Origin of the sequence: Sphingomonas sp. BK069, from assembly GCF_014193405.1 — a bacterium.
GTDB lineage: Bacteria > Pseudomonadota > Alphaproteobacteria > Sphingomonadales > Sphingomonadaceae > Sphingomonas.
In genome coordinates, this window is sequence record NZ_JACHZH010000001.1 from 18,895 (window position 1) to 30,832 (window position 11,938).

At 69.7% G+C, this 11,938-nt stretch carries 8 protein-coding genes; 5 read left to right on the plus strand and 3 right to left on the minus strand.

All coding sequences use genetic code 11. The annotated features are described in order from the left end of the window. Positions 1-22: 22 nt before the first annotated feature. Positions 23-2,206, minus strand: coding sequence for an excinuclease ABC subunit UvrB (gene uvrB, locus FHY02_RS00080; protein ID WP_183919347.1), 2,184 nt, complete (start codon positions 2,204-2,206; stop codon positions 23-25). Positions 2,207-2,471: 265 nt separating this feature from the next. Between uvrB and FHY02_RS00085 the strand changes: the two genes are divergently transcribed. The 3 genes from FHY02_RS00085 to FHY02_RS00095 all read left to right on the plus strand — a co-directional run bounded on the left by FHY02_RS00085 (position 2,472) and on the right by FHY02_RS00095 (position 4,871). Next, positions 2,472-2,909 (plus strand): hypothetical protein, encoded by a 438-nt coding sequence (locus tag FHY02_RS00085; RefSeq protein ID WP_183919348.1) that lies wholly within the window; start codon positions 2,472-2,474, stop codon positions 2,907-2,909. Between the two features lie 99 nt (positions 2,910-3,008). Continuing rightward, a complete protein-coding gene (locus tag FHY02_RS00090) occupies positions 3,009-3,839 on the plus strand; it encodes a ferredoxin--NADP reductase (protein ID WP_183919349.1) in 831 nt (276 codons plus the stop codon). A gap of 261 nt (positions 3,840-4,100) precedes the next feature. Further along, positions 4,101-4,871 (plus strand): class II aldolase/adducin family protein, encoded by a 771-nt coding sequence (locus FHY02_RS00095; RefSeq protein ID WP_183919351.1) that lies wholly within the window; start codon positions 4,101-4,103, stop codon positions 4,869-4,871. A 99-nt stretch (positions 4,872-4,970) separates the two neighbouring features. On the opposite strand, the gene uvsE is transcribed toward FHY02_RS00095, so the two are convergent. Further along, complete coding sequence (gene uvsE / locus FHY02_RS00100; RefSeq protein ID WP_183919353.1) at positions 4,971-6,116, minus strand: UV DNA damage repair endonuclease UvsE; 1,146 nt, start codon at positions 6,114-6,116, stop codon at positions 4,971-4,973. 242 nt (positions 6,117-6,358) lie between these two features. On the opposite strand from uvsE, the gene FHY02_RS00105 reads away from it, so the two are divergent. Then, positions 6,359-7,462 (plus strand): ATP phosphoribosyltransferase regulatory subunit, encoded by a 1,104-nt coding sequence (locus FHY02_RS00105; protein ID WP_183919355.1) that lies wholly within the window; start codon positions 6,359-6,361, stop codon positions 7,460-7,462. A 25-nt stretch (positions 7,463-7,487) separates the two neighbouring features. On the opposite strand, the gene FHY02_RS00110 is transcribed toward FHY02_RS00105, so the two are convergent. Further along, on the minus strand, positions 7,488-9,158 hold the full coding sequence (locus tag FHY02_RS00110; protein ID WP_183919357.1) for a M28 family peptidase: 1,671 nt from the start codon (positions 9,156-9,158) through the stop codon (positions 7,488-7,490). 136 nt (positions 9,159-9,294) lie between these two features. Here FHY02_RS00110 and pepN point away from each other — a divergent pair, with 136 nt between their 5' ends. Then, entirely contained in the window at positions 9,295-11,889 is a 2,595-nt protein-coding gene (pepN, locus tag FHY02_RS00115; RefSeq protein WP_183919359.1) for an aminopeptidase N, read from the plus strand. The last annotated feature ends 49 nt before the right edge of the window (positions 11,890-11,938 follow it).

Below are 11,938 nucleotides of genomic sequence, written 5' to 3' on the forward strand. Positions count from 1 at the left end.
TTCCCTGCGCCGCAGGACGCTCTCACCTCTTCCCGAACTTGCGCTGCGTCTTGCCGAACCGGGTCTTCCGCGTCCCCGGCTTGCCCTCATTGGAGCGGCCCATCAGCGGCGCCTTGTGCTGCTCCACCGGCAGTCCGAGCTCCTCCTGCTCGAGCTGGCGGATCTCGTCGCGCAGCCGGCCCGCTTCCTCGAACTCGAGGTCCGATGCGGCCTTGCGCATCTTCTTCTCGAGTTCCTCGATATAGGCGCGCAGGTTGTGGCCGACCATGTGCGGCCGCTCGTCGTCGATCTCGACGGTGACCTGGTCCTTCGAGGCGACGTGCGCGATGATGTCGCCGATGTTGCGGCGGATCGTGGTCGGCGTGATGCCGTGCTCGCGGTTATACGCCTCCTGCTTCTCGCGGCGGCGCGCGGTCTCGTTCATCGCGCGCTCCATGCTGCCGGTGATCCGGTCGGCGTAGAGGATCACGCGCCCGTCGACGTTGCGCGCGGCGCGTCCGATCGTCTGGATCAGCGACGTCTCGGAGCGGAGGAAGCCCTCCTTGTCGGCGTCGAGGATCGCGACCAGCCCGCACTCGGGGATGTCGAGCCCCTCACGCAGCAGGTTGATGCCGATGAGCACGTCATACACGCCCAAGCGCAGGTCGCGGATTAGCTCGATGCGCTCCAGCGTCTCGACGTCGGAGTGCATGTAGCGGACCTTGATCCCGGCCTCGTGCATGTACTCGGTGAGATCCTCAGCCATCCGCTTGGTCAGCGTGGTGACGAGCGTGCGATAGCCCTTCTCGGTGGTGGCGCGACACTCGACGATCAGGTCCTGCACCTGCTCCTCGACCGGCTTGATCTCGACCGGCGGGTCGATCAGCCCGGTCGGGCGGATCACCTGCTCGGCGAAGACGCCGCTGGCCTGTTCCATCTCCCAGCTACCCGGCGTCGCGGAGACGCAGACGGTCTGCGGGCGCATCGCGTCCCACTCGTTGAAACGAAGCGGGCGGTTGTCGATCGCGGAGGGCAGGCGGAAGCCGTACTCGGCCAGCGTGATCTTGCGGCGGTGGTCGCCGCGCGACATGCCGTTGATCTGGCCGATCGTCTGGTGGCTCTCGTCGACGAAGAGCAGCGCGTTCTCGGGCAGATACTCGAACAAGGTGGGGGGCGGCTCGCCGGGCAGGCGGCCGGTGAGGAAGCGGCTGTAATTCTCGATGCCGTTGCAGCTGCCCGTCGCCGCGATCATCTCGAGGTCGAAGTTGGTGCGCTGCTCCAGCCGCTGGCGCTCGAGCAGCTTGCCCTCGATCTCCAGCTCCTTGAGCCGCTCGCTCAGCTCATGCCGGATCGCCTCCGCGGCCTGCTTCATCGTCGGCCCGGGCGTGACATAGTGCGAGTTGGCGTAGATCCGCACCGTGTTGAGCGACGCGCTCTTCTTGCCGGTGAGCGGGTCGAACTCGACGATCTCCTCGATCTCGTCGCCGAAGAAGGACACGCGCCAGGCACTGTCCTCATAGTGCGAGGGAAAGATCTCGAGCGTATCGCCCTTCACGCGGAAGTTGCCGCGCTGGAAGGCGGCGTCGTTGCGCTTGTATTGCAGCGCGACCAGCTTGCGGACGATCTCGCGCTGGTCGACGCTCTGGCCCTTCTTCAGGTCAAAGATCATCGCCGAATAGGTCTCGACCGAACCGATGCCGTAGAGACACGACACCGAGGCGACGATGATGACGTCGTCGCGCTCGAGCAGCGAGCGCGTCGCCGAGTGACGCATGCGATCTATCGACTCGTTGATCGAGCTCTCTTTCTCGATGTACGTGTCGGAGCGCGGGACATAGGCTTCGGGCTGGTAATAATCGTAATAGCTGACGAAATACTCGACCGCGTTGTCGGGGAAGAAGCTCTTGAACTCGCCGTAGAGCTGCGCGGCGAGGATCTTGTTAGGCGCGAGGATCAGCGCGGGGCGCTGCATCTCCTCGATCACCTTGGCCATGGTGAAGGTCTTGCCCGAGCCGGTGACGCCGAGCAGCACCTGGTCGCGCTCGCCCGCCCTGGCGGCGTCGACCAGCTCGCGGATCGCGGTCGGCTGGTCGCCGGAGGGCTGATACTCGCTGACGAGGGTGAAGCGACGGCCGCCCTCGACCTTCTGCGGGCGGTTGGGGCGGTGAGGGACGAAGTCGGTGCCGGTCTCCGGCTCGGCAAGGGACGTACGGATCTGGATCGCCATGCCGCTGATATGGGCGCGGGATCGAGCGGGGGAAAGGGTTCGGGTAAGGGAAGATCCTCCCCGCGCGCGCGGAGGGCGACCGCCGGCCGCAGGCCGGTGGCGAAGGGAGCTCTCCACCGACGGGCGGCTCGTATGAGGAAGCCCCCTCGACCGCTCGCTTCCGCGAGCGGTCCCCCACTACGTGCCGGGGGAAACGTTGCTGGCCCTCTTGCTTCCACGCCAGCAGAACGCTACTGCGAGTTAATCGCAACCACATGGGGCGACGATGTACCGCTTCCTCGATCGGCCGCTCGACCAGCTTGACGAGCATCTGCATTTCCTCGTCAGCGCGATGCGTCAGTGGACGCTGGTCACGCGCGCGGGCCGCTGCGCCTGCCGCGCGCTCGCCCCGGCCTTCACCTGGCGCGGGGTCAATGCCGCGCTCCCGGACTTCGCCGCGGCGATGGGAGCGCTCGATCGCGAGGGGAAGCGATGGCTCCGGTTCGGCGCGGCGACCGCGCGCACCGTGAGCGACGACGAGGCGGTGCTGCTCGCGCTGATCGACTCGGCGATGCACGGCGAGCGCGACGCGACACGGCGGATCGCGGCGACGCTCGTGACCGAGCCCGCACTGGCGCGCACCGTCACCGCGATCGAGTGGGTGGCGCTGCGCTTCCTACAAGCGCCGCTGGCGCAGCGGGACGGCACGCCGCGACAAGCCTGACCGCGCGCGCCCCAAGCCGACCTATGGTTGACCCTGCGCCTCTCGGGCCATAATGCGCCCCATTCGCACGACATTCCCCGTTCTCAGACCGGATCGCCGATGACCGACCTCCGCGCGCCAGTGCTTATCCCTGAATCCACCGCCTTTCATAGCGTGGCGGTCACCTGGGTGCGTCACTGGAACGAGCATCTGTTCAGCTTCGCGGTCGAGCGTCCCGCCTCGTTCCGCTTTCGCTCGGGCGAGTTCGTGATGATCGGCCTGCCCGGCATCGCGGGCGAGGACGGCAAGTCCGCCAAGCCGGTGATGCGCGCCTATTCGATCGCCAGCCCGGCTTGGGCCGAGGAGCTCGAATTCCTCTCCATCAAGGTGCCCGAGGGGCCGCTGACCGGTCGGCTGCAGCAGATCGAGCCCGGCGACCAGGTCTATCTCGGCAAGAAGCCGACCGGCACGCTGGTGCTCGACGCGTTGCTCGGTGGACGGCGATTGTTCCTGCTGTCGACCGGCACTGGGCTCGCGCCGTTCCTCAGCGTGGCGCGCGACCCCGACGTGTACGAGCGGTTCGACGAGGTGGTGGTGGTTCACGGCGTCCGCCGCGTCGACGACCTCGCCTGGCGCGAGATGCTCGAGGCCAAGCTGGCTGAGGACCCGCTGGTGTCGGAGCAGGCGGCGGCGCAGTTCCGCTACCTGCCGACGGTGACGCGCGAGGACTTTCCGGTGCAGGCGCGCATCCCCGCGCTGATCGAGGACGGCCGCCTGTTCGACGGGCTCGGCGGCGAGGCCAAGTTCGACGCCGAGAACGACCGCGTGATGCTGTGCGGCTCGACCGCGATGATCCGCGAGGTCGCGGGCATGCTCGAGCAGCGCGGGCTGGTCGAGGGCTCCAACGCCAATCCCGGCCAGTTCGTGATCGAGCGCGCCTTCGTCGACTGAGCGGGCGGGGCCGGCCCGTTCCTAGGGACGCGAACGTCCCTTTCTGCCGTCATCCCGGACGTGGTCCGGGATCCACCCTGCCGCGCATCGCCGGCCCATGGGTGCGCGGACGAGTGGACCCCGGCCTTCGCCGGGGTGACGGCGAGAGGAAGAAGGGCCAGCGGTCAGGGCGGCCGGCCGAGGGCTTCTTGCGCTCTAACCGCACGCTGGCGACTCCGCCGCGCTTCCTCTACCCTCGCGCCAAAGCAGAGGAGAGAGGCGATGGCGACGCTCGCGTCGGTGGACACTGCGGCCTATGCGCCCGGCGAGTGGGAGGCGCGGGTCGATCTCGCCGCTGCTTACCGGCTGGTCGCGCTATACGGCTGGGACGACCTGATCTTCACCCATCTGTCGGCGCGGGTGCCCGGGCCCGAGCATCATTTCCTGATCAACCCGTACGACATGATGTTCGAGGAAATCACCGCCTCGACTCTGGTCAAGATCGACGTCGACGGACAGCCGGTCGGCCGCTCGGACCATCCGGTCAACCCGGCGGGCTTCACCATCCACTCGGCGATCCACGTGGCGCGCGACGACGCGCACGCGGTGATGCACCTGCACACGCCGCACGGTCAGGCGGTCTCGGCGATGGCGTGCGGGCTGCTGCCGCACACGCAGACCGCGATGATCGCGAGCCACGACGTCGCCTATCACGATTACGAGGGCATCGCGACCGACCTCGCCGAGCGTGAGCGGCTCGTCGCGGATCTCGGTGCCAAGAACGCGATGATCCTGCGCAACCATGGCACGCTGGCGGTGGGCAACTCGGTCGCGGCCTGTTTCCTGCGGCTCTACTTCCTCGAGCGCGCGTGCCAGGCGCAGGTGCACATGCTCGCGGCGGGGCGCGACGGGCTCAATCCGCCGCCCGACGGCGTCGAGGAGAAGGTCGCGCACCAGGCCAGCCCGGCGGGGATGGGGATGGTGGCACAGGCGCTCGCCTGGCCCGCGCTGCTGCGCAAGCTCGACCGGGTGAGCCCGGCCTATCGGGAGTGAGGCCGTTCCCGGCGAAGGCCGTGGCCCAGGTGGGAAGGCGCCTGTGAGTCACACTGACGTCTCCCAACGGGGCCCCGGCCTGCGCCGGGAAACGGCATATCACATCTCGCCCTCGTCCACGTCGGGCGCCTCGTCCGCCGCCGCGCCGCCGCTCTCCAGCGCCGCCTCGTCTGCGGCGAGCGCGTCGGCATCGGCCGCGGTGATGCCGAAGCGCGCCGCCACGTCGGGAGCGTAGCGCAGCAGGTCGGGGCGTAGCTTGAGCAGGCTGACGTCCTTCGCCTTGCCCTCCATCATCACGTCGAACAACAGCCCCGCCGCGGTTCGCATGAAGGTGGCGAACTCGAACGGGTTGGTGAAGTCGGCGTGGCCGGTCCACACCGGCGGGCGCAACACCGTCTTGACGCGCGCGCCCGCCTTGACCGGCGCCTTGACCAGCTCGCCCTTGCGCACCGTCTTGCCGCTGGCACGCTGCTTGGCGGTGATCTTCTGTTTGATCTCCCGCATCTCGGTGCGCGGCGAGGAGAAGTGGATCTTGGGACGCACGCCGGTAGGCCAGGTCGCCAGGAAGCGCTCCAGCGTCTCGCGCATGTCCAGCCCCTCGGGGTTGAGGCACCAGAAATGCTGATAGTCGAAGATCAGCCGTACGCCGCAGCGCTCGTGGATCCACAAAGCGTCGGCGGCGGAGAAGCGCAGGTCATCGTTCTCGAGCACGATCCGCTGCCGCACATGCTCGGGGCAGCGCTCCCAGCCGCGCAGCCAGCGCTCACGGCTGGCGTCATGGTCGTCGTAGACGCCGCCGACGTGCGTCACCATCACGGCCTCCTCGTCCAGCCCCATACGGTCGAGCATCTCGGCCTGCGACGACAGATCCCAGATCGACTTGGCGGTCAGCGCGTCGTCGGGGCTGTTGAGCAGCACATATTGCGAGGGGTGGAACGACAGCCGGATGCCCAGCGTGCGCGCCTTGGCACCGAAGGCGGCGAGCTCGGCGTCGCTCTCGCGCACCATGTCGTGGAACTGCGGCATGTCCGGATGCGTGGCGTAGGGCGCCAGATCGGACGACAGCCGATACATGTCGAGCCGCTCGCTGGCGAGGTAGTCGAGCACCTTGTCGACCTGCTCGAGCGAGCATTTCAGATGCGGATTGGCCTGCCAGCGGCGCGTGTCGCCGCTCTTGAGGCCGGGCTTGCCCATCACCTTGACCGGGAAGCCGAGGCGGAGCGGGTGATCGGAGGGTGTAGGCATGGCGGGGTAACGCGGCGGGGCGCGGGCGGGTGCCGCGCCTTCTCAATCACTTGCCGCTCAAGGTGGCGCCCGCCTTCCGGCGAGGTTGACGGCGGCGCGCGCAGCGACCAATCGGGCGGCGACCGGCGGACAACAGGGCTCGAGGCGCGCGGCCATCGGGTGTGCCGCCGCAACGCGAACGGGACGATGACGATGACGCCTCACCCCTGCCTTCTCGTGGCGGACGAGCGGGAGCGTCGCGCGTGACCGCGCTGCTGCCCGAGGGGCTGCGCGACCGCCTTCCGCCCGTCGCCGACGCCGCTGCGGCACTGGAGGCGCGCGTGCTCGGCGCGATTCACGCCCACGGCTATGAGCGCGTCGACCCGCCGCTCGCCGAGTTCGCCGAGGGGTTAGGCTCGCGGCTCAAGGCCGGCGCGTTGCAGGATGCGGTGCGCTTCGTCGACCCGGTCTCGCAGCGCACGCTGGCGATCCGGCCGGACCTGACCGCGCAGGTGGCGCGGATCGCGGCGACCCGGATGGGGCACCATCCGCGGCCGGTGCGGCTGAGCTACGCCGGCGCGGTGCTCAAGCTGCGCGCCAGCCAGCTCGCTCCCGCGCGCGAGACGCGGCAGATCGGCGCCGAGCTGTTCGGGCTGGACACCGTGGCGGCGGCGCAGGAGGTGGTGACCGTCGCGATCGAGGCGGTCGCGGCCGCGAGGGTGGCGCGTCCCTCGATCGACTTTACCTTGCCCGATCTGGTCGACACGCTCGCGGCGGGCGCGCTGCCGGTCGCGCCCGAGAAGCTCGACTCGCTGCGCCAGCGGCTCGACGCCAAGGACGCGGGCGCGGTCGCCGAGCTCGCGCCCGACTACCTCCCGCTCGTCGCGGCGGCGGGACCGTTCGATCAGGCGCTGGCGCGGCTGCGCGACTTCGACCGCGACGGCGCGCTCGGGTCACGGCTCGACGCGCTCGCCGCGATCGCGCGTGCGCTGGATGGTCGCGCGGTGCTGACGCTCGACCCGACCGAGCGCCACGGCTTCGAATATCAGACCTGGCTGGGCTTCTCGCTGTTCGCGGGGAGCTCGTCCGCGGAGGTCGGCCGCGGCGGCACTTACACCGTCGTGCACGAGGGCGGTTCCGAGGAGGCGGCGACCGGCTTCTCGCTGTTCGCGGACCGGCTGATCGGCGACCAGCCCGCGGGCGAGCGCCGCCGGTTGTTCCTGCCGTTCGGTACGCCGGCGGCGGACGGCGCGGCGATGCGCGCGGAAGGCTGGGTTACCGTCGCGGCGCTGGAGCCGGGTGACACGCCCGAGGCGCAGGTCTGCACGCACCTCTACGCCGAGGGCGAGGCGCGGCCGCTCGACTGAGCGCGCCGCGCGCCGCCGCGGCGGCTCATTGCGCCGCCATCGGTCCCTTGAACAGCAGGCCGAAATAGTCGCCTCTGTTCCAGCGCGGCCGGTCGGCCGCGTCGGCGATCTCGCGCGCGATGCGGTAATTGGCGTCGACGAAGCGGACGCCCTGGTCCCACAGGATCGGCTGCGACAGATCGTCGCACGGCTTGTGGTAGCAGTTGCCCATGAAGTCGGCGACCGCGGCCTTGCCCGGCCCCTTCTGTCCCGGCCACAGGAAGACCGAGGGCACGCCTTTCTGCACGAAGCGGAAATGGTCCGATCGGACGAAGATTGCCTCCTCCGGCATCGGATCGGGCGAGAGGCCGACGCCGATCGCGCCGACCGCGCGCGCGATGATCGGCCCGAGCGACGAGCGGTCGCCGCCGAACGCCACCATGTCCTCGAACCTGTAGGTGAGGATCGGCATGTCGAGGTTCACGTCGGCGACGATGTCGGTGATCGGCACGGTCGAATGGTTGGTGAAATAGTCGCTGCCGACGAGCCCCTTCTCCTCGGCGGTGACGGCGAGGAACAGCACCGACCGCTTCGGCGGCGGCGCCTGCCTGAAGCGCTTGGCCGCCTCGATCAGGCTGGCGATGCCGATCGCGTCGTCGAGCGCGCCGTTGTAGATCGTGTCGCCCTTGACCGCCTTGCCAACGCCGACGTGATCGAGGTGCGCCGACAGCACGACGGTCTCGCGCCCGACGCTCGGATCGGTGCCGGGGATCATGCCGATGACGTTGCTGCTGGGCAGCGCGCGGAAGCCGGTCGCGCTCTGCACCGTCAGCGTGCCGGCGGCGGTGACCGGGCGCGCGCGCAGCACCTTCTTCTTCGCCGCGCGCACCATCGTCGCCCAGTCGCGCCCGAAGAGCTTGGCCGCGCCAGCGGTGGAGAGCGTGCCGAGCAGCGGCACCGAGGGAATGGCAGTGCTGCCGGTGCCGTCGGGCAGCGCCCAGGTCACCCGCTCCGAGTCATAGCCCTTCTTCACCGTGTCGAAGCCCGGCGTGCCGCGCCCCGGCGCGCGCAGGTCGGCGATCGCGACCGCTCCCACCGCGCCGTGCGCTGCTGCGGCGGCGAGCCGCGCCGGCGCGCCGCTCAGCGTCGCCGCGATCTCGCTCGGCAGCCCGGTCGGCACACCGCCGACATAGGCGACGATCTTGCCGCGCACGTCGGCGCCGGCGTAATCGTCGATGCCATAAGCGTTCGCCGACAGGCCGTGGCCGACATAGACCACCGGTGCCGATACGCGCGTCTGCTTCGCGGCGGGGTTTGCGGCGGGCACATAGTCGGTGCCGAACGCCAGCTTCTGCGATGCGCCGGTCGCCGGTGCCCAGCTGAATGCGCCCTCGTCCGCGATTTTATAGGCGGTCAGCGGCACCTTCTGGAGGTAGCCGCCGTCGTCGCCCATCGGCTTGAGCCCGGCGGCGTAGAATTGCGAGGCGACATATTGCGCGGCGATGTCATATTCGCCGCTGCCCGCCTCGCGCCCGCGCATCGCGTCCGAGGAGAGGAACATCACGTGCGCCTTCATCGCCGCCTGATCGGCGGGCAGCGGAGCGGTGAGCGCGGCGTTGCGCGCGGCCGGCGTCGGGGCAGGTGCGGGGGCGGGAACCTGGGCGGTGGCGACGGTGGCACAGGCGAGCAGCAGCGGAGTGACGATACGACGGTACATCGGCGACCTTCGGCAATTTGAAGGAATCGCCGTAGCTTAGCTTTTCACATCGCGCACCTGCCGAGTGGCCCGGTGCGGCGGAGACGGACGCCGCTTTCTCATGGAACCAGCGCGGCGCCCGATTATAGTCAAGGCCATGGACGCACGCCTCACCGCCGCCGCACCCCTCGTCACCTATCGCCGCGATTATCAGGCGCCCGCTTGGCTCGTCCCTGATATAGCGCTCGATTTCGCGCTCGATCCGACGCGCACGCGCGTGCGCGCCCGGCTCAGCGTCGAGCGCAACGGCACGCACGACCTGCCGCTGCGGCTCGACGGCGCGGGGCAGGTGCCGCTCTCGGTCATGGTGGACGGCGCGCCCGCCGAGGGCTGGACGATAGAGGGCGAGCAACTCGTCGTGCCGCTCGCCGGCGACCGCCACGTGATCGAGACCGAAGTGGAGGTCGCGCCCGATCGCAACACCCAGCTGATGGGGCTCTACGCCTCGGGTGGGATCCTGTGCACGCAATGCGAGGCCGAGGGCTTCCGACGCATCACCTATTTCCCCGATCGGCCCGACGTGCTCGCCACCTATCGGGTGCGGATGAGCGCCGACCGGCGCCGCTTCCCGGTGCTGCTCGCCAATGGGGACCCCGTGGCGCAGGGCGAGGGCGCCGACGGAACGCACTGGGCCGAGTGGCACGATCCCTATCCCAAGCCCTCCTATCTCTTCGCGCTGGTGGCGGGCGACCTGGCGGTGAACCGCGACACGTTCACCACGCGCTCGGGACGTGAGGTGGCACTGGGCATCTGGGTCCGCGCCGCGGAGCTGGCCAAGACCGCGCACGCGCTCGACGCGCTCAAGCTCTCGATGGCGTGGGACGAGCGCGTCTACGGCCGCGAATATGACCTCGACGTGTTCAATATCGTCGCGGTCGACGACTTCAACTTCGGCGCGATGGAGAACAAGGGGCTGAACATCTTCAACAGCCGCTACATCCTCGCCGATCCGGACACCGCGACCGACTATGACTATGACGCCATCGCCGCGGTGGTGGCGCACGAATATTTCCACAACTGGTCGGGCAATCGCGTCACGTGCCGCGACTGGTTCCAGCTGAGCCTGAAGGAAGGCTTCACCGTCTATCGCGACCAGTCGTTCAGCGCCGACCAGGGCTCCGCCGCGGTGAAGCGGATCGAGGACGTGCGCGGGCTGCGCGCGGCGCAGTTCCCCGAAGATTCCGGCCCGCTGGCGCACCCGGTGCGCCCCGAGAGCTACATCGAGATCAGCAACTTCTACACCGCGACCATCTACAACAAGGGCGCCGAGCTGATCCGCATGGTGGCGACGATGCTGGGTGACGCCGCCTTCCGCGCCGGCGCCGACCTCTACTTCGACCGCCACGACGGCACCGCCGCGACCTGCGAGGACTTCGTCCGCTGCATGGAGGAGGCGAGCGGGGTCGACCTCGCGCAGTTCCGCCTATGGTACAGCCAGGCGGGCACGCCGCGCGTGTCGGCCAGCGTCGAGCACGAGCCCGGCAGCGGCCGTGCGCTGCTCCACCTCGCGCAGAAGGTGCCCGACACGCCGGGGCAAAGCGGCAAGGCGCCGCAGGTCCTGCCGCTGCGGGTGCGACTGTTCGGCAGCGCCACCGGCAAGCCGCTCGGTGCCGAGCGGTTGGTGGTGCTGCGCGACGCGGCGGAGAGCGTCGCCTTCGAGGACGTGACCGAGCGGCCCGTGGTCTCGCTCAACCGCGGCTTCTCCGCGCCGGTGATCATCGAGAGCGATCGCACCGCCGCCGACCTCGCCTTCCTCGCGCGCCACGACGACGATTCCTTTGCGCGCTACGAGGCGACGCAGCAGCTGATGCTCGACACATTGGTGGCCGCAACCGTGGAGGGCGAGGCCGATCATCGCGCCGTGATCGAGGCGGTGGCGGACACGCTCGACGATCCAGCGCTCGACCGTGCCTTCGTCGCCGAGGCGGTGCTGCTGCCATCGGAGAATTTTATCGGCGACCAGCTCGCCATGGTCGACCCCGAGGCGGTCTTCACCGCGCGTGAGGCGCTGCGGCGTGCGCTTGCGCGCGCGCTCGACCAGCGCTGGCGCGCCGCCTGCGATCTCGGCGATCGCGTGCCTTACGCTTATACGCCGGCGGCCAAGGGCGTGCGGCGCCTGCGCAACGTCGCGCTCCACTACCTCCAGGCGGGCGGCGCGGCGGACGCGCCGGCGCTGGCCTGGGCGCAGTTCGCGGCAGCGGACAACATGACCGACCGGCAGGGCGCGCTCACCGCGCTGGCGAGCGGCCATTCCGACGAGCGCGACGCCGCGCTGGCGGCCTTCTACGCGCGCTATGCCGACAATCCGCTGGTGCTCGACAAATGGTTCCAGACGCAGGCGCTGGCATCGCGCGACGACACGCCCGCGCTGGTCGCCGAGCTGGCGCGCCACCCCGATTTCTCGCTCGCCAACCCCAATCGCGCGCGCGCGCTGATCGGCGCCTTCGCGGTCAACCAGCGTGCCTTCCACGTCGCCGGGGGGGCAGGCTATCGCTGGCTCGCGGACCAGCTGCTCGCGCTCGACCCGCTCAACCCGCAAACCTCGGCGCGGTTGCTGCCCCCGCTCGGCCGCTGGCGCCGCTTCGACCCTGCACGCGCGGCGCTCATGCGCGCCGAGCTGGAGCGGATCGTCGCGACGCCTGGGATCAGCAAGGACTTGTTCGAACAGGCGTCGAAGAGCCTGGAGGGGTAGTAAAGGGAGGCGGCTCGGCGCGGCTTCCGCTCGCTGATACGTCAGCAGA